This is a genomic window from Ktedonospora formicarum, assembly GCF_016587355.1.
Taxonomy (GTDB): domain Bacteria; phylum Chloroflexota; class Ktedonobacteria; order Ktedonobacterales; family Ktedonobacteraceae; genus Ktedonobacter; species Ktedonobacter formicarum.
In genome coordinates this window covers 1,774,023-1,792,608 of sequence record NZ_BNJF01000001.1, presented here as the reverse complement: position 1 = coordinate 1,792,608, position 18,586 = coordinate 1,774,023, and the positions used below count along the sequence as shown (strand labels likewise).

18 protein-coding genes and 1 pseudogene are annotated in these 18,586 nt (G+C 51.1%); 4 read left to right on the top strand and 15 right to left on the bottom strand.

Translation table 11 applies throughout. The features are described from left to right. Positions 1 to 22: 22 nt before the first annotated feature. From acpP to K3T82_RS07655, 11 genes are all read right to left on the bottom strand, one after another. A complete protein-coding gene (gene acpP, locus K3T82_RS07705; protein ID WP_220192899.1) occupies positions 23 to 259 on the bottom strand; it encodes an acyl carrier protein in 237 nt (78 codons plus the stop codon). Further along, positions 259 to 702, bottom strand: a complete 444-nt coding sequence (nusB, locus tag K3T82_RS07700) for a transcription antitermination factor NusB (protein WP_220192898.1) — start codon at positions 700 to 702, stop codon at positions 259 to 261. The genes acpP and nusB overlap by 1 nt, the downstream gene beginning before the upstream one ends. A gap of 41 nt (positions 703 to 743) precedes the next feature. Next, positions 744 to 1,100 carry an Asp23/Gls24 family envelope stress response protein gene (locus K3T82_RS07695; protein ID WP_220192897.1) on the bottom strand — a complete coding sequence of 119 codons (357 nt, stop codon included), beginning with the start codon at positions 1,098 to 1,100 and terminating at the stop codon, positions 744 to 746. 252 nt (positions 1,101 to 1,352) lie between these two features. Then, positions 1,353 to 2,378 (bottom strand): ACP S-malonyltransferase, encoded by a 1,026-nt coding sequence (fabD, locus tag K3T82_RS07690; RefSeq protein ID WP_220192896.1) that lies wholly within the window; start codon positions 2,376 to 2,378, stop codon positions 1,353 to 1,355. Positions 2,379 to 2,523: 145 nt separating this feature from the next. Next, positions 2,524 to 2,712 carry a 50S ribosomal protein L32 gene (gene rpmF / locus K3T82_RS07685; RefSeq protein WP_220192895.1) on the bottom strand — a complete coding sequence of 63 codons (189 nt, stop codon included), beginning with the start codon at positions 2,710 to 2,712 and terminating at the stop codon, positions 2,524 to 2,526. 150 nt (positions 2,713 to 2,862) lie between these two features. Further along, positions 2,863 to 3,387, bottom strand: a complete 525-nt coding sequence (locus K3T82_RS07680; protein WP_220192894.1) for a YceD family protein — start codon at positions 3,385 to 3,387, stop codon at positions 2,863 to 2,865. A 282-nt stretch (positions 3,388 to 3,669) separates the two neighbouring features. Continuing rightward, complete coding sequence (locus K3T82_RS07675) at positions 3,670 to 4,320, bottom strand: SPFH domain-containing protein (protein WP_220192893.1); 651 nt, start codon at positions 4,318 to 4,320, stop codon at positions 3,670 to 3,672. A gap of 78 nt (positions 4,321 to 4,398) precedes the next feature. Continuing rightward, positions 4,399 to 4,905 (bottom strand): pantetheine-phosphate adenylyltransferase, encoded by a 507-nt coding sequence (gene coaD / locus K3T82_RS07670; protein ID WP_220192892.1) that lies wholly within the window; start codon positions 4,903 to 4,905, stop codon positions 4,399 to 4,401. Between the two features lie 188 nt (positions 4,906 to 5,093). Next, positions 5,094 to 5,453: a hypothetical protein gene (locus K3T82_RS07665; protein ID WP_220192891.1), complete on the bottom strand. Its 360-nt coding sequence runs from the start codon at positions 5,451 to 5,453 to the stop codon at positions 5,094 to 5,096. A gap of 56 nt (positions 5,454 to 5,509) precedes the next feature. After that, complete coding sequence (locus tag K3T82_RS07660; protein ID WP_220192890.1) at positions 5,510 to 6,763, bottom strand: MFS transporter; 1,254 nt, start codon at positions 6,761 to 6,763, stop codon at positions 5,510 to 5,512. Positions 6,764 to 7,106: 343 nt separating this feature from the next. Beyond that, entirely contained in the window at positions 7,107 to 7,706 is a 600-nt protein-coding gene (locus K3T82_RS07655; protein ID WP_220192889.1) for a PadR family transcriptional regulator, read from the bottom strand. A gap of 247 nt (positions 7,707 to 7,953) precedes the next feature. On the opposite strand from K3T82_RS07655, the gene K3T82_RS07650 reads away from it, so the two are divergent. Both K3T82_RS07650 and K3T82_RS07645 read left to right on the top strand, forming a co-directional pair. After that, a complete protein-coding gene (locus tag K3T82_RS07650) occupies positions 7,954 to 8,811 on the top strand; it encodes a GAF domain-containing protein (protein ID WP_220192888.1) in 858 nt (285 codons plus the stop codon). 227 nt (positions 8,812 to 9,038) lie between these two features. Next, the gene (locus tag K3T82_RS07645) at positions 9,039 to 9,248 is read left to right on the top strand and encodes a hypothetical protein (RefSeq protein WP_220192887.1); all 210 of its coding nucleotides are present in this window, start codon (positions 9,039 to 9,041) and stop codon (positions 9,246 to 9,248) included. A 227-nt stretch (positions 9,249 to 9,475) separates the two neighbouring features. Here K3T82_RS07645 and recG read toward each other — a convergent pair whose 3' ends face one another. Then, on the bottom strand, positions 9,476 to 12,181 hold the full coding sequence (gene recG, locus K3T82_RS07640; protein ID WP_220192886.1) for an ATP-dependent DNA helicase RecG: 2,706 nt from the start codon (positions 12,179 to 12,181) through the stop codon (positions 9,476 to 9,478). 260 nt (positions 12,182 to 12,441) lie between these two features. Further along, the gene (locus K3T82_RS07635) at positions 12,442 to 13,380 is read right to left on the bottom strand and encodes an NAD-dependent epimerase/dehydratase family protein (protein ID WP_220192885.1); all 939 of its coding nucleotides are present in this window, start codon (positions 13,378 to 13,380) and stop codon (positions 12,442 to 12,444) included. A gap of 367 nt (positions 13,381 to 13,747) precedes the next feature. Between K3T82_RS07635 and K3T82_RS07630 the strand changes: the two genes are divergently transcribed. After that, complete coding sequence (locus K3T82_RS07630) at positions 13,748 to 15,028, top strand: MFS transporter (protein ID WP_220192884.1); 1,281 nt, start codon at positions 13,748 to 13,750, stop codon at positions 15,026 to 15,028. 165 nt (positions 15,029 to 15,193) lie between these two features. Here the strand turns inward: K3T82_RS07630 and K3T82_RS07625 are convergent, their stop codons facing one another. Then, complete coding sequence (locus K3T82_RS07625) at positions 15,194 to 16,375, bottom strand: ArsA family ATPase (protein ID WP_220192883.1); 1,182 nt, start codon at positions 16,373 to 16,375, stop codon at positions 15,194 to 15,196. 518 nt (positions 16,376 to 16,893) lie between these two features. Here K3T82_RS07625 and K3T82_RS07620 point away from each other — a divergent pair. Next, a pseudogene (locus tag K3T82_RS07620) lies at positions 16,894 to 17,697 on the top strand (phytoene/squalene synthase family protein); the annotation flags it as partial. Positions 17,698 to 17,843: 146 nt separating this feature from the next. On the opposite strand, the gene K3T82_RS07615 reads toward K3T82_RS07620, so the two are convergent. Then, entirely contained in the window at positions 17,844 to 18,056 is a 213-nt protein-coding gene (locus K3T82_RS07615) for a hypothetical protein (RefSeq protein ID WP_220192882.1), read from the bottom strand. Positions 18,057 to 18,586 lie beyond the last annotated feature (530 nt).

Below are 18,586 nucleotides of genomic sequence, written 5' to 3'. Positions count from 1 at the left end.
ATGAGTCCGGAGAAAGAAACAATTACCGCAGATGCTCTTCGATGTAATCCTCGGCTTCCTGCACAGTCGTGATCTTCTCAGCATCCTCATCGGAGATCTGAACTTTGAACTCCTCTTCAAGGGACATGATAAGCTCAACGAGATCGAGAGAGTCAGCATTGAGGTCCTCAACGAACGAAGCGCTAGGAACGACTTCGCTCTCATCAACACCGAGTTGATCGACGATAATCTTTTTCAGTCTCTCTGGGATAGTTGGCATTATTTCACCTCGCTTTCGGCTTTGGGGGCGGGCTGTTGTTGGGCCCGATGAAATATAGTACCCAGGACACCATTGATGAAGCGACTCGACGTGTCACTGCCGAAGAGCTTGGCAAGTTCCACAGCTTCATTGATAGCGGCCTTGGCTGGTACAGTATTATCAAACAGAATCTCGTAGATTGCAAGCCTCAGAATATTCTTATCGACACGAGCCATCTGTTGGAGCGGCCACTCGCGCGCGGCACTCTGGATGTGAGCATCAATGTCAACCAGGTGGTTGCAGACACCCTCGGCGAGCTCTTGTGCATATTCTACCACTTTGGGAAGTAGATTACGCTCTTCAGCGTGCCGCTGCAAGACCTCATGTGTATCATGATGGACCATGTCATATTCATAAAGTGTTTGCAGTGCGACCATACGCGCTTGTCTGCGAATCCCTGGCATAGTATCCTCGAAATGTGTTCCAGATTAATAAACTGAGCTTGTCAAGCGATGTCATGGATGTAGATGTTGACTTCTTGCACCTGCATTCCAACCATCTCTTCAAGGGCGGAAGCAACTTCGTCTTGTACGGCGGAACCGAGAGAGACGATGTCAGCATCTGCATCGACAACCAGATATAAGTCGGCGGAAACGGTATTGTCCTTCACATTGAGCGCGACCCCTTGAGGAGGAATATCATGCCCAAGCATTCGCGACCACTGGTTGCGAATAGGAAGGGTACGCGAGCCGTTGGCGATGCCGATGACACCTGGGATAAGCAATGCACTATGAGTTACGATAGTAGAAAGTACCTGTTTGGCTACACGGATGGAGCCAAGATTTTGATATGTGCCTTCCATCTTAACCCTCTCTCTCTGTTGTGCCGCGTTAGATGCAACAGATGTGTATGGCTGGAGGCCTACCAGATTGCGATATCAGTTGCCTGACATTGCCGTCTGTCTGCTACTATCGTGTTTATACTCTAGCGGTATTGCAAATCATCTAAATGCAAAGATAGGCTCTTTTGAGAGCTATGTCAAGTATATATCCCAAATGGTGTGTCCGTCCACCTGGGAAGGACCTGTCTACCGTTTTTCTCTAGCGGGTATTGTCTAGTTGACGATTCCCTGCTCACGCAGTTGAGCCGCGACCTTGCTCACTTCCTCCACCTTCCCAACGTTCATAACTGTCAAACCCTTCGCGATGCGTTTGACCATGCCCGCGAGTGCCTGGCCTGGACCAATCTCAAGGAAGGTTGTGACACCGGATTCGGCAAGGTATTGAATGGTTTTGACCCACTGGACTGATGAGGCTACTTGCTGAGTAAGCTCCTGGCGTAGAGCGGAGGCATTGCTAAGCGGAGCGCCGCTAATGTTCGCAATTACTGGAATTGTGGCATCACGCAGTTCTAGCTCAGCTAATGTCTTGCTGAGCCCTTCAACGGCTGGCTGCATCACAGGAGAATGAAAGGCACCACTGACCGCGAGAGGAATAACACGTTTTGCGCCTCGTGTTTTTGCCAATTCACCTGCCAATTCAAGTGCTCGCTTCTCTCCTGAGATAACGATCTGACCAGGGGCGTTATAGTTGGCAATGATGACGCGTCCTTGACCTGGGTGCGTTGGTTGGCCTGTGATTTCCGCGAGTGCCTGCTCAGTGGCTTCCTGACAGATCTGACCAAGGGGCTCTTCATCCATGGCGATGACGGCGGACATGCCACCAGGGCAAACTTTGCCTTCGTGTTCCATTAAGCGACCACGCTCGCGAACAGCGAGCAAGGTCTCTTTGAGATCAAGAGCGCCTGCAACAGGTAGCGCGCTCCACTCGCCAACACTATGTCCGGCGACGAAAGCTGGTTTGAGTGGGGATGACCAGGAGGACTGCTCTGGAGAGAGCGCCTCTTGAAGCGCGGCCAGATACGCAAGACTGACCGTTACAATAGCGGGTTGAGCATTGATGGTATCGCGTAATGTTTCTTCGGGACCGTTGAAGCAGAGATCGCTTAGGGAGAAGCCTAGCGCGTCATCAGCGGCGGCAAAGACCCGCCTGGCTGCCGGGGAAGACGCAAAGACATCCGCTCCCATCCCAACAGCCTGACTCCCCTGCCCCGGAAAAAGGAAGGCGACTCTAGACGTCATGTATTTTTTACACTCTCAATAAAGAAACGGCGTATGTAAGAGATTTCGCGAGGAGGTGTTACTCCTCATACAAAAACCTGGGTATGCTAGCCACATCAGTGGCATTGGTTTTTGTATAAACCCTTACATTGCCGCTTACTTTCAACTACTTGCTGGCTTTTGGCTGGAATACCAGGCGACCACGATATGTTCCACAATTGGGGCAGGCATGGTGTGCCAGGCGAGGTGTCTTGCACTGGGGGCAAGCGACCAGTTGTGGTAATTTCAGATGATGGTGCGCGCGGCGCTCGCCCTGGCGAGCGTGTGAAGTACGCTGTTTAGGTAATGCTCCCATGAGTAATGGTTCTCCTCTTCCACCCTGTTCAGAGCTGGGTGATGCTATGCTTTAACGTTGAAAGAGCGGTTTATCGAGCCAGTTTGTAACTGGACTGGATAACCGCTACTTTTCCGACTCAGATCGCGAACGGTCCGCGGCTGTAGGCTCTTAGCTATCCTGCTGCAATAGCTCTTTTAGGACACTAAAGCGGGCATCCGTTTCTGGTTGGCACTCACATGGACCGAGGTTGAGATCCTTACCGCATTGGGCGCATAACCCCGCGCAATCTTCGCGGCAGAGGGTCACCGTCGGAATCGCCAATATGACCTGCTGACGAATAGGCTCGGTCAGGTCGACCAGGTGATGATCGTCGATAGGAAAGGCTTCTTCCGCATCCTCAGCTTCGACAGGGAAGCCCGTAACCACATCGACAGTTGGATAGAAGCGCTCTTCAAAAGGGACATGCATTGGCTGCTCAAAAGACTTCAGGCAGCGTGTGCAGGTCAATTCGAGCGTAAGGTCTACCCAGCCATCTACCAGTATCCCCTGGTTGATGTGACGCATCCGAGCGTGGCCTGCAATAGGACCAATGACCTTAAGATCTTCGTCAAGCTGAATATCTTCTTCTCGAAAGTCGGACTCAAGGGAGGCTCCGACAAGCGATTTCAATAGCTGCGCCACATTAAAGATCATGGAATCTTCCCTTTCCACTAGAAAAACGAACGCCATGATGGATATCGTACGACATTTGGTTAGCGATATCCACACCTGAAAAAGCGCATACGGAAAATAGCAGCATGGCGCGAAGTGAAAAGTTCTTGCTCTTTGCTGGCGCCTGCTCATTATAGACAAGCCGTGAAAAGGTGTCAAGACCCGTAGGCGGGTCTTCAAGGGTTCGCCTGCGGCTTCATCGGCTTACTGTGCGCCCTCCACATCCTCTCTGGGAGAATCCTATATGATTAGGATCAGGGAATGTTATGGTTGATTGATCCCGATAGTATCGGCTGCGAGTAAAGAACGTCGTGGTCGTGTCTGTAAGGAGGCATTCTCAGATGGTGGGGGACCTTCATCGAGTTGTTGGGCATATGCCTCCTCTTCTGGTGTGATGTACGATTCCGGGTCGCTGTCCTCATAGGAAGGGGCCTTGGCTTCAGCCATAGTCGTCGCCTCCTCCAGGCTCTCTATCCCGCGTTCAACGCTCAAAGCTGTGCGGCTCACCCTGGTCTCGACCTGAGTCAGGCGTTCAAGGAGTTCTCTCAATGTGTCGAGGGCGTAGAGATCAGCCTCTTTCTTGAGTTGTTCGGCCTTTTGCTCCGCCTGGTCGAGCAAATCCTGGGAGCGCTGCTCGGCAGCCTTGAGAAGCCCCTCGCGATTGATGACACGCTCTGTCTCTTCGCGAGCCCGATTGAGTAGAGAGGAGGCGTCGGCCTGAGCCTGGGCCAGGATACGCTCTTTCTCCTGAATGACGCGCCGTGCTTGTCTTACCTCTTCAGGAATGGAGGTTCGCATCTGTTCGATAAGGTTCTGGATATCGGCCTCTTTGATGACAACCTGATTGGTTAGCGGCACATGCCGACTGCTGGCGATCAAGTTATCCAGGCGATCAATGAGATAGAGTATATCCATGCGTTCCTCCTTCCTGCTCCAGGCTCTACGCGTGGGAGCTTGTATCGTTCCTATTTCGGTTGTGTGGTGTATGGTTAATTATTGGCCGAGCTTGAGACGGAGCGCGCGAGCTACTGGGGCTGGGAGCATATCATCGACATTGCCTCCCAGGCGTGCGACTTCTTTAAGTAGTGATGAGCTAATAAAAAGATGATCCAGGGTTGAAAGCAGAAATACCGTATCAATTTCAGGTGCCAGTTTGCGATTCATCAATCCCTGCTGGAACTCGGCCTCAAAATCATTGGGTGAGCGTAGGCCCTTGATGAGAATTGTACCACCAACGGTCTGGACATACTCCACTGTGAGGGTAGAGAAGACATCGATGCGAACGTTGGTAAGACCCTCGTCGGCGATGACTTCACGCCAGAGGGCGAGGCGTTCATCGGCGGTGAAAAGCAGGTTCTTAGCGGGAAAGGCATAGACCGCGATGACTAGTTCATCAAAGAGATGAGCCGCACGTCGGGCGATATCAAGATGCCCATTTGTAGCTGGATCAAAGCTTCCCGGATAGACTGCGATTCGCGGACGTTGTGCTTCATTGCTCACGTCTGGCCCCCTTTATACAGAGAAAATTATTCAAGCGTAGATGATCTCTCACCTAGAGATTTCCTTTCAATTAAACCATACCCGTTGCATTTCGGCAATAGCGGAGTGACGCGCACCAGAGATTGCCAGCAAGCGAAGGGCGCCTGCCAATTTATCTGGCAGGCGCTCTATATTGTGTGAGGGTGGTATTAGCTGCGCTTGTAGCGTGCATTGAGCATCTCGGCAAAGCCGATGACACCCAGACCCAGTAGCAGGTGAATGGTGCGGATAACGTCGTGCGCTGGACCAACGAGCAGACTCGTTTGCATGATACCAAAGGCAATTACAATGATGCCATAAATCGCGGCTCCAATAGCCAGACCTGTGTTACCAGGTTTGCTGGTCGCCAATACTCCCGCGATTACCCAGAGGCCAAGCACAGCGATGACACCGATAAGCTGGTGCACATCTGTGCGGACAATGTAGTTGCCAGTCCAGTAGAAGATGCCAAGAATGATTTCCACCAGGACGGCGAGGCGTACTACCATGATTGAAATACGTGCTGCCATAGTATGAGAACTCCTTTTATTTTTGCTACCAAATGTTGGTGTGTGCCTGAGAGAGCCTAATCATGAGCCGAAGATGCGGATTCGGGAACACCGACCTCCACTGGCTGAATGGGCTTCTGAACACGCGATAGCATGGGTACGGCGATGAGTGCCGCCAGCACCACAAGTATACCACCTACGATGAAGGGCATGCCGGTGCTACTTATCTTATAAATACCACCAGCGATCAAGGGTCCGATGATGCGAGCCAGACCCGCGAAGCCCTGAGAGAGGCCAAGTAGTTCTCCCTGAGACTCGCCAGGACTGGCGAAAGAAAGCAGTGTTGAGATGGTTGGGCTGACTGCTCCATCGCCGATACTGAGCAATCCAAGCGTGATTAGCAGCCAGGAGAGTTGGGTACTAAAGGCCAGGGAGATGAGGCCCACTGCCATGAGTACCAGTCCGCTCAACAAGACACCCCGTTCCTGCCAGCGTTTAACAAGCCGGTTGACAAGTCCTCCTTGCATGATGACGACAATAATGCCAATATAGGTAAAGACATAGGCATTCTGTGTCGCCCCCCACATGAAATAGTGTTGGGTAAAGAGAGGAAAGATATTCTCCATTCCGGTGAAAGCAATAGTATAGATGAGATTGACCAGAATGAGTGTCAGAATGGCTGGATAGTGCGTGGCGGTTCTCCATCCGGAGAAGAGAACCCCGACCCCACGACGGAATGATCTGGTATTTTGTGGTTTCGTCTCGCGTGCGCTTCCCTTGTGGGTCTCTGGCAGGAATGCTAATACAAGTAAGGCGTTGATGACGGCAACGGTGGCGGCGATCCAGAAGGGAAGGGCTTGGTTGCTTGTCGCGAGCGCGCCACCAAATGCTGGGCCAATGACAAAGCCGAGACCAATGGCCGCGCCGATCATGCCCATGCCCTGTGCTCTCTTCTCCGGCGGCGTCACATCGGCGACAAATGCCTGAGCAGAGCCGATATTTGAGGCTCCCAACCCTCCAATAAAGCGCGCAAGCAGGAGCATTGGCAATGAACCTGCCAGAGCAGTGAAGACAAACGAGAGCGCCTCAATAATCAGAGATATGATAATGACAGGTTTACGCCCATAGCGATCCGAGAGTGAGCCAAGGATGGGCGTAAAGAGAAACTGCGCCAGAGCATAGAGGCTTGTGAGCATACCTATCGTGAACGCGTCAGCGCCGAAATGCTCAGCCCAGAACGGAAGGAGTGGGATAACTAGACCAAATCCCGCAATATCGATGAGCACAGTCAGCGTCATCAGCAGAAGTGCTGTACGTTGCTGCTTATTCATAACCTTCTCCTAAGGTCTTCTGCGAAAAACCTATCTTCTCAAAAGAGCTCTGGGCCGCTCTCCACACGAGCGGCAAAGGTGCTCAGGTTTTTGAATTATAAATAGGCCTAATGTGGACCTACGTTTTTAGCATGCAAAGAGCATACGCGTCTACATAAATAGAGGCGCTCGGCCACCCTCAGTATATTGTTCCAGATGTTGATGTCTGGTTGTCTACCTCGGAAGGTATTCGCATTTAGCAAACGTGTACTCTCAAAGAGATATCATCGTGTTTAAGTCAATATTGACTTAAAGCAAAAAAACAAACCCTGTCTTTTTCTATCGGACACAAATCAGGCGCAAATTAGGAAGTTGGATGTGCGTAAGAGGATGTGTCGCTTGTTGTCTTTGTGCGTAGATGCTCCATCGTGCGTTCTAGCCAGGTGAGCTCAGCATCAAGTAAGGTCCGCTTATGGTCCTGTACGAGTAGGTGCGCTTCGTCAAGATGATTGAACGTTTGCATCTGGGCGATGATAGACTCGCGTGAAGCGCTTATGCGTGCATGACGTTCACCTAGAAGGTTCAGGGCTTCACTAGCTGAGAGATGACGCAAGAAGAAGAGGCAGGCATCAGCATCAATGCTACTCAGGCCGGGCGTGTAGTGACTGAGCGTCTGACGTAAAAGCGTATAGAAATGGCGGCGCCCTGCCTCGGTGATGTAGTAGACATCGCGTTCGCGCAAAGCAAGTTCATCGTGAGCCGCGCCGGGGCCAGGTGCCTCTACTGTCTCGCGGCGAATCTCTAAATAGCCGTCACGTGCCAGGCGTTCTAGCTGATAATAGATGGTTGGCTTTTTGAGAAAATCGGCGAGCAGATCATGATGGTTCTCGATGACTTCGCGGATTTGCTGCCCATACATTGGCATCTCCATCAGGAGACCAAGCAGCATAACCTGTTTATACATAGCCAACCCTTCTCAGTAGTTCTATTAAGTCAACCCTGACTTGATTATAGAAAATATAGGATAAGGCTGTCAAGATAGGCATTTTAGCGCGAAATCCTTTACCAGGCGAGCACCATAGATACAAAGTGAGAAGTTCAGGGCCGACCCGACTTCATGCCAAATTGTGAGAGAGTAGATAGTCCTTCTAGAGGAGAAAGATATAGTATGAGATAATGAAGCCTGATATATGTTCAGCAAGGAGTGCGCGATGAAGAAGTTGTTTCAAAATAATAAGGTCCTAATGGGCATACTATGGGCAGTGGCTGTGTTAGTAGTATCGGCGGCTATCAATGGTATTATTGGCAATCGTGCGGATGAACTACTGCAAGCTCTCATCGACCTGATCGGAAGCGCACTGGCGCATGATGCCTGGCCGTGGATCGTGTCAGGTGTGATTGCTATCCTTGGAATTGTGGGCATTACTCTCTGCTGGTTGCAGATCTCAGTGTTGCAGGGGGCCTTAAGGCAGGCAAATAAGATGATCGAACTGGATGGTTCCCTGCTGCGCCTGCTCGCAAGCTGGCAACCAACACAGAAACGTGCTCACCAGATAGAACTGCTCTTGAAAGAGGTTCTACTGGATGCCACGACGGAGTTTGATGGTGAGGTCAGTCGGGCTTCTATTATGCTACCTGACGTCAAGCGTGATTTCTTGCGCTTCTGGGTAGGGCATAATATGCCGCCCGAGAGCCGTGAAGACATGGAATTTTATATTGGGAAGGATCAATTAAAGCGCGAGCGCGATGGGGGTGTTGCGGGCGAGACATTTTACAGCGAGCGTTTATTAATTGGGCATATGAAGCGTATCGACAACTTCTGGGTGTGTGATCTGGAGAGTTATAAGAAGCCACGTGGACGCCGCCCCTATCCTTCCTATCGCTCCTTTGTTAATGTGCCTATCATGGGCAGCGATCCCGAGAATGCCGAGAGCACACGTTGCTTGGGAGTATTATGTTTTGATAGTCAGAATGAGAAGATCTTTGATTCTGACGAGGTGAAAGAGGTGCTTTTGATGCTGGCAAGTCGGGTGGCGGCCGTCATTTTGATTAGTGAGCAGCTTCCCTAAGATGATGAATAGAAAATGCTCTATATAATGCTTTGTGTTATATACATTGAAAAATATGACTTTTGGGGTTAGAATAAGTGCAAAGGGAAGAGAGGCGTGGGTGTTGTTTTGATAAGATCGCAACAAGGACGTTGTTTTTCAGTAGAGAACCTTGAACGTGGTTAAATCGCCTCTATATCTGCCGGGTGATATAAGATCAGAACGGACGTGCCTGAGGAGGGAACTCTATGACGGCTGAGGAACGAGAGCAAGCGCTGTGGATCGCGTCGCAGCGCTATATCAATGGCGACATCAATATTGACGAACTGGAAGCCGTGGAACGTGTTCAGTCAGCGAAGCTCGAAGCAGCTATGCTATCGCTTTCGCGCCAGAGCGTGCGAGGGGCTCTGAAGCGGCGCTTGCTGGGATTTTGGTCTGGTTTGCGCGCGGCATCTTAAGTGCCCGAAACTGTATCACCAGAATCTTTTCATATTTGCGTGCGTATGGTCTTATGCGAAAACCAACGTCGCTGAGCGTGGCTGGCGCTGATCCCCATGCGGGGGCACGGCGCGCTTGGGTTTCCGGATACAGAGAATAAGAGGAAACCGCCGAAAACTAGTCGGCGGTTTCCTCTTATTCTTTTATCTGCGAACCTACGATTTGAAGGGAGAACCTGAAGAGCTCATCAGTGAGACATAAATTCGTGCCAGAAGAGATGCATACGTTCGCGTAACGCGGTGTGCTCTGGTTGGCGTAGATAGGGATCACTGGCCCATATTTTGTCCGCGATATTGCGCGTGAGCTCAATCATATGTGTATCGCCCAGGTCCGCGATGCGAAGCTCTGGCATACCGCTCTGGCGAACTCCGATGAAGTCTCCTGGACCACGCAGGCGCAGGTCCTCTTCCGCGAGGCGGAAGCCATCATCAATCTCCTCAAAGACTCCCAGGCGCTCCTGTGATTGTATACCGGCGTCAGCGCTCAAGACATAGCAATACGATTGATGTTTGCCGCGTCCAACGCGCCCTCGAAACTGATGTAGCTGTGAGAGTCCAAAGCGGTCGGCATCCTCGATTACCATAACAGTCGCATTGGGCACATCGATGCCAACTTCAATGACCGAGGTTGCGATCAGGATATCGAGCTCGCGGTTGCGGAAGCGGTGCATGATCTGATCCTTCTCAGTAGTCTTCATCGCTCCGTGTAATAGGCCCAGGCGTAGTTTAGGGAAGACCTCACGTTGTAGACGCTCATATTCGGTTGTCGCGGCCTTGACTTGTAGCGACTCCGATTCCTCGATGAGCGGACAGATGATGAATGCCTGGCGCTCCTCGTTGACCTGCTGGCGAATGAGTTCGTATGACTCACTACGTCGCGCGCCGATACGCCAGCGGGTAATAATCTTCTGACGACCGGGGGGCAACTGATCGATGACCGAAACGTCCAGGTCCCCATAGAGAGTGAGCGAGAGTGTACGTGGGATAGGGGTCGCCGTCATCACAAGCATATGCGGGTGATAACCCTTCTTGCGCAGCGCATCCCGCTGCTCTACCCCGAAGCGATGTTGCTCATCAACGACGACCAGCCCAAGTTTATAGAACCTGACATCATCTTGAATAAGGGCATGTGTACCAATAGCGACAGCAGCCTCGCCACTCTCCAACATGGCACGACCTCGCGCGCGCTCACTTGCGCGCTGGCTCCCAGTGAGCAGAACCGTACGGATACCAAACGGTTCTAGCATCTGACTGATGCTGCGTGCATGTTGCTCCGCCAGCAGTTCGGTAGGAGCCATAATCGCCCCCTGGCTGCCGTTAAGGACAGTCATAAAAAGCGCGGCGGCGGCGACAGCGGTTTTGCCCGCGCCCACATCGCCCTGAAGCAGACGGCACATTGGTTGAGGGCGTGCCAGGTCCGCGAAGATCTCGCGTATAACGCGACGTTGGGCGTCCGTAAAGCGGAAGGGGAGTGTTGCCTCTAATGGCTCATTGGTCGCAGTAACGGACCAGAGTGTCGAGCCAATACCAACGTGCTCCGCTTGCGAATCGCTGTTTTCCTCCGTGTCGTTGGTTGGTGGATCGATAAAGATCTTGTCGTGATAGATGGTAAAGGCACTTCCCAGAGGGGCTTCATATTGCCAGCGTGAGCGGCGCTCCTGCATGCCAAGCTGGATCATAAAGAGCTCATCGAAGGCAAGGCGGCGATGCGCGATTACACGTTCGGCCTCATTATCGGGATAGTGGATCTTTGCTACTGCTTGAGGGAGCGTAATCAAGCTTCCCATCTGGCGAATATCGGGTGAGAGGTGTTCTGGTACCATGAGCGCGTAACGGTCCACAACCCACTTCGTAAAGCGGCGCAGCACTTTGGCTGATAGACCTTCCGTCAAAGCGTAGGTGGGAACCAGGCGTCCCGTATTGAGGAGGTCATTCTGCTCTGGTAGCTCATGGCTCTGGACGGTGAACTCAACCTTATTGCCAAAGCGAGCCTTTTTGCCTGTTACAACGATGTAGCAGCCCTGTGCACGCTCAAGCTGCTTTTGTAGATAGGGCTGATTAAACCAGGTGGCATAGAGCTTGCCGCTATCATCAGAAATAGTAGCGATGGTACGTGTGCCGCCTTTGCCCGTGCGCTTGACCGAGACCTCCCATATCAGGCCCATCGTAGTGGTGACCTCATTAAAAGGGATATCAGCGATAGGCGTCATTTTGCTATAGTCGCGATGCTCGCGTGGGAAATAGAAGAGCAGGTCGCGGATGGTGCGAATACCCAGATGATGCAAGCGTTTCAGGATAGTTGGTCCTACTCCTGGCACAGCGCTGACATCAGCGCTGAGTAGCGTGAGCGAGGTATGGCCCTGACTCATTCCTGCCTCAAGGTGAATGGTATTAGGAGGAGGAGGTGGTGGTGGCTGGACTGGACGTGTGGCAAGCGGTACGTCTGGCTGCTCGATAGGCATGGGGGGCCTGGGTTCAGATTGTATAGTAGGTTTTTTGACCTGTGAGCGTGGTTTTACAGCCACATCATCTGATTTAGTTGTAGGTTGGCCTTTGCCGGTTGCGTGCAGGAGGGCTTTGGTCTCGGGTGTTGTGGAGGTTGGTTGAGCCATTTCATTTAGAATAGCGAGCGCCAGGCGCAGGTGATTGGCGCGCTCGGCTGGCTCAAGTTGGCGATAACCTCCCAGGTGTGTTTGAAAGCGTTGTAGGAGCGTGAGATCGAATCCTGCATCCTGCATCAATGGACGCGTGTCGGCGACCCAGCGCTCGACAAAAGACTCCAGGCCACCACCGAGAATGGCTTTATCCTGGTAATTGGTGCGTTGTTCGTGCTGGAAAATCTTGCGTGCCCGCTCAATGTGAGGTGCAAGCGCGTTTGTAGATGTTTGTGACATAGGATAAAATACGATCCGTTTTTAGTACATCATATTTTGTGCATTGCATGTATTATGCTAGTGTATGGCGCGTTCAAATTCTATTCCTCACCATGATAGAGGGTATAGCGCGGTTATGTCAAGCCGGGGATCGCGCCTTGTAGTAGCTACATAGATAGCCCTCTTAACCCGCACCATGAACTTATGGGGAAGCGATATGTCGATGTTCCAGGCTACATATCACTTCCCCTAGTGAGATTCTAGGCTGTGTTGCCAGGTGCTTATGCGTGCGTATGCTTCACGTGGATAGCAGTGGAGGTGACAGTGGGGGCAATACCTAACTGCTCTTCTTCAGGCCAGATGCCATGCTCAGGCGTCCAGTGGAGCCGTGTACGAGCGGCCTCATTGCTACAGCGGAACGATGGTGGTTCTGGCAGCTCAGACTGGCGAATGGGATGAGGCACATGTAGCATATTTGCCAGGCGATCCAGATAGTCTCCATTTTGCAGAGGTTCATCCACAATATTGAATGTGGAGCCTGCGGGAGCTGAATCGAGCGCGGTTGTGATAGCCGAAGCCATATCGCTCACATGAACGAGAGAGAGATAGCTCTGACCTCTACCGGGTACTACCTGATGGCCCGCTCGAAGTGCCTCAATTCTCTTTTCCTGGTCTGTGCCGGGTCCCACAAACTGACCAGCACGCAGAATGCACCAGTGGATCTGGCTGGGATGAATTGAGTGGATAATCTCTTCCATCTTTATTACGGGGGCGCATGTCACAGCGCGCGTTGGTGCTGAATCCAGGGGGACATTCTCCTGAAGCCAGAAGTCACCCCCATTGGGGTAGGCCATAATTGTGCTTTGCTGAATATAGCGCTTGACCTTCGCGGCTAGAGCGGCGGCGAGGAGCGCCTGCGTCCCCTCTGTGCGTAAGCGTGTTGTTGCGCGCCAGGCATCGGGATCGGGATGTGTAGGATCGTGAGGGATGGCGGTCGCGATATGCACAACTGCCTGACAATCAGAGATATGCGAGGCTAAGTGCTCAATTGTGGAAGGGGCCAGAAGATCCCCCTGGATCGCCTCAACGCCAGCATCTTCCAGGGCGTGCATCTTTTCGAGTGTGCGTGCCAGCGTGCGTATCACGTGACCGCGCTGGCGTAGCTGGGGAAGGAGCGCGCGCCCAAGGACGCCAGTGATTCCAACAACGAAAACCTTCATAGATCACTCCTTTTATCTTTTGCTGAGTGCTACATCATACCTCCAGTAATTTCACTGTAACATAGGGGAGTGAGAGCTACGTTTCTTTGCTTTCTGTCGCCCAAGTGAAGCCGGGGGCAGTCTATTATCGCCAGTAGAAGGTGTTCTGTACTCTCTGAAATGTTATCCCCGATGCAAAAAATACCTATCAAAAGTGATTAATTTGCTTTTATTTGGAGATTTTACGCAAAATCGGGTTGACTTATCGAGATTGTACATGTTATTATTGCCATGTGGTTGATTAAAAATTGCAAAATTATGGTAAAATTTTTATGGGGTGGTCAGGATTTCTACAAGAGGGTAAATGAGATTTTGAAAGGATACAGGGATGTTTGCGGTATTAAAAAAGCGAAATTACGCACTGCTATGGGTTGGGCAGATCGTCTCGCTGTCGGGTGACTGGCTATTGATGTTGGCGCTTCCCTTCTATATCTATCAAATGACTGGCTCAGTGCTTCAAACAGGCGTGATGTATATGGTTGAGATGTTGCCGCGAATTATCCTGGGATCGGTCGCGGGTGTCTTTGTAGATCGCTGGGACCGGCGCTGGACGATGGTTGTCTCGGACCTGGCGCGAGCGCTTGTACTGCTCATGATTTTATTGGTACATACACAGGACCTGCTCTGGCTCATCTATGCTGTGACGGTCTTGCAAACTATCATTTCGCAGTTCTTTACACCAGCCTCAATGGCGCTGATTCCCACATTGGTTGAAGAGAAGGAACTGGTTGGCGCGAACTCGCTGTCATCATTTAGTGAGGCATTGACGCGCTTGATAGGTCCACCTCTGGGAGGCATGCTCTTTGCCTGGCTCAGCATTACAGGTGTCGTCATAGCGGATAGCGCGAGCTTTGCCCTCTCGGCTTTGATGATCCTCTTCATTACTCTACCAGCGCGTGCGTTGGGGTCGCAGGTGCGTGAGCGTATTACGCTAGGGGGTGCTTTCAAACAGGTCGTGAGTGATTGGCGAGATGGAATGAGGATTATTCGGCGTGATCGGATTGTGATAGGCATTCTCGCAACCGTAGGTATAATGATGGTTGGTCAGGGGATCATTAATGTGTTGCTGGTACCACTGTCGGAGAATGTATTGCACAGAGGCTCAGTAACTCTAGGCTGGATTATTACTGCGCAAGGTATTGGTTCATTGCTAGGGGCTATGCTTGTTGGACAGGCAAGCAAGATTGTGCGACCAGTAGTGCTGGCGGTGGTCGCTTTAGTGGCGGCAGGAAGTGCTATTATCTTCATCGTACATTATCCAGACCTTCGCCTTGCCTTATTAATGATCGGGATTGTGGGAGTCTTTATTGTGGGCCTGTTTGTCACGACGCAGACATTGTTGCAAACAAGCGTCGAAGATGGGTATCGAGGGCGTGTGTTTGGGGCGTATGAGACATTGCTCTCTATCGCGACCTTTGCGGGCCTGATTGCTTCTACTCTGCTTGGTGATCATGTCAGTACAATCAGCCTGTTTGACATTGCGGGCATTCTTACCCTGCTGGCCGCGTTGGCCGCAGCTATAACATTGCGCAATGCTCGCTTGAAAGTTGGCGATAGTGACAAAGGGGCAGTTGAGACTGGACAAGCGGTAGCAGAGGTTTCGCATTAAGGATAAGACAGCAGAGGAACGAGACATTTACTACTTTCCGGCTGTCATCGTGAATGAGGGGCGGGTACCTGTCTGAGGGGCAGGTGCCCGCCTGTTTTTTGGGTATCTTTCTTCTATAAAGGCTTGAGCGCTAGCCCTATTCATTTTTGCACCAGAACAGTGAATTCAGGCGGTCTTATCGGCTTCAGGCTCGGCAAGCGCTGTGAAGCGGATCTCAAGGGCTTTATTGGCAAAACGCGCGGAGGTTGCCTCCTGGTGAACCAGGATAGAGGGAAGTGTAATATCGCGTTTGAAGTTGCCAATCTCAATAATCATCTCGTCGCCCTTTTTGGTCATCACCACCTTGTTCATCTCGACGTGTGGCAATGGGAGACGTAAGACATAGCCCTTCTCTTCACGTACAACTTCTTGAACCGCGCCTCGATGATAAACTTCAGTGGGATCATGTGAGCCGAAGACAACCTCGGCTAGCTTATGAAGGTCCTCAACACCGAGGATCTCTTGTGGGTAGTAGGGGGCCTCCCAGATTGGAAGTGGTGCGAAGGTGTCATGAATTTGTTGCCGGAGTTTCTCTTGATTGCGATATATCTCCTGCATGAAGGTATCCTGGTAGTTTCCAGGCTGAATAACGCGATTACAGACGACACTATCAATAGGATAGCCAAAGAGGGCAAGATATGTCTCAGCGCGGAGCGCCTCTTTAATGACCATGCGTTCGGGATTGACCACGGGACGATATGAGCTGATGCTGGCATCGCTCAAGACCTCACGGAGCGCCTTGACGCGTTCACTAAGCTTTTGGACCGCATCCAGGATCTCGGTTGTGGGGATAAGGGATTTGAGGAAAGGGCGAGCGAGATTGAGCGTTCCGCGCATATTTCCGAGGTGCCCCACATACCATTGGAATGTATCGGGCATGCTGAGCAAGCGAACAGTTTCCCCAGTAGGAGCAGCGTCGATAATAACGACATCGAAGTTCCCCTGTTGCGCATTGCGATAGATATTAACGAGACTCACGATCTCGTCCATACCAGGGATGAGGGCCAATTCTTCGGCCATAACATCATCAACGCCCTGTTTACGGAGCGTGCGCGTCATAGTTTCCTGGACTTTGCCCCAGCCACGCCGCATCTCGTCGAGTACGTTTACCTCTTGAGCCCAGAGATTGGGCGCCAATTCGCGTGGCTCCGATGTCAGAGGCGTTCGCAGGCAGTCTGCAAGGCTATGAGCCAGGTCGGTACTGACAACGAGCGTGCGCTTGCCAAGGGCTGCGGAGCGCGCAGCGGTCGCAGCGGAGATGGTCGTTTTGCCAACGCCACCTTTGCCAAGATAGAGAATAATGCGCATAGTCATCCTTATTAGGTATATTAGAACTAGTGGTTTTGCGTCTTCATCGAGAGCGTATATGCGAAGCGCTCGCCCTCAGAGCGAACTGAACAAAAGCATCTTATCCTTATGTACGTTTACAATCCCTTTCAGGTTTGATCAGTGTAATTTTGGCAATTGGCACCTGAATATTACCCGCTTTTTGAGCCAGCAGCCATCTATACACACGTAGAGGAGAAATTAATCATGTGATAAATAGGATGTCTGAGATGGCAACCCCAGGCTCTACCCAATGAGCATGCTTAATGCCGCGCTATGTTATCAGAATGTATTGAGAAAGGGAGGCTACGAAGGACATGAACATAAAGGTGTCGCACCAATATGAGTAGAATAGGAGATGCTTAATGCGCCAGCATGGTGTAATAGATGCTTACGAGTATTGCAGGAAGATCACGCAACGAGCGTCGAAGACCTTTTACTGGGGATCAAGCTTCCTCCCTCCCCAGAAGCGAAAGGCAATCTAGACTGTATACGCATTCTGTCGTACGGTCGACGATATTGTTGATGAAGCGGTCCAGGGAGAAATGACAAGCGGAACACGAATCGGGTATCTTTATGGGAGGGGAAATCCGCGAAAAGAACTGGATTTCTGGCGTGAGTCTCTTTATGGGGTCTATCAAGGGAGGTGTGCGGATGATAACACTATTATGCGAGCCTGGAGCGACATGTTAGAGTGCTATCCCATTCCTTTGCAGCCTGCATTAGAATTGTTGGATGGGGTCACAATGGATTTGGAGAAGCAGCGTTATCAAAACTTTGATGAATTGCGTCTCTATTGTTATCGTGTCGCGGGCACTGTGGGCCTATTGACCAGCGCAATCTTTGGCTATACAGATGCGTCCGCCCTGACCTATGCCGCTGACCTGGGAATCGCGTTACAACTGACGAATATCATGCGTGATGTTGGTGAAGATTTGAGGCGGAATCGCATCTATCTGCCTCTCGACGAACTAGAGCACTTTGGGTATAGTGAAGAGGATTTGCGGCGGGGTGTCATTAACGATCCATTTCGTGATCTTATTCATTTCCAGATGCGGCGAACGGATGAGTACTTTACAAAGGGGCGGAGGGGAATTGAGTTGCTAAGCACAGATTGCCAGTTCTCGGTCCGTTTGAGTGGGCTTCTCTATCAACGTATTCTCGACTGTATTTGTGCCAATGGTTACAACGTATTCACCAAGCGTGCAAGCGTCCCGCTTCAGACCAAGTTGATGACCGCCTCTGCCTGCTGGATCAGGCAATGTGTAGGTACATACATGTCTGTTTCCTCTAGTGGTTTATGACATATTCCGCTCAAGGTTCTCAATGCTTAAGAGGATTAAATAGAGGGATAGAAAAGCCATCCTCTCTACATCTATAGATGTAGAGAGGATGGCTTTTCTATCTACGGTAACCTACAAAATGAAGTGGCTACAAGTGTAAATAAGTGTTAAGAAGAGACTTTGCCATGCGCATGGAGGTATTGTAAATACTCCAGGTGGCGTACTACTTCTATGCGGTCGCTACCGCCATTTTGATACCACTGACGAAGCCAGAGCAGAGAAATAATCTCATCTTGAGTGAAACCGCACTGGCTGAGAACATCAGTCTCGTCAAGAGTGTTATCAATGCTGGTAACTATCTCTAAGGGCTGTGTATTCATGTTGTATATCCTTCCACCTACGCCGATTATCGGCAAGCCGCCACTGCTCTCTACTGTTTCATACCTTTGAGAAAACGACTACGGGTAGTGGGCTGTTCCCAATGGTTTTACCCTCTACAGAGTAGACGCGCCTCTCTACAGTTTTTCAAATACCAATTTTTTTTGCAACTCGACCGCGCCATCACATCTCTCAAATGCTGCCCCCCCTCGCTACATTATTCCGTATGTACGAAGCATAGCAGGAAATCGGCGTAGCTACTGTGTTCCATGTGACTAAGAAAGAGTGAAGTAATTCACTGTGCAATGGTCCACCGCTACCACACCAACCCCTTTAAAGACGCCCTGAAGACGCATTTTAGGCGACCTTAAAAGGCTTACTGCGGTATATACGTTTGAAGATCCGAAAAAGTTCCATGACAGGACCCCAATTGATGCAATTCGACACTTATGGCACATTTACCCTGTCTAGAAGCCGGTTTGTTTATAAGTATCGGCACTTCTCTCCTCTGAATTGAGGGGCAATCCTCATC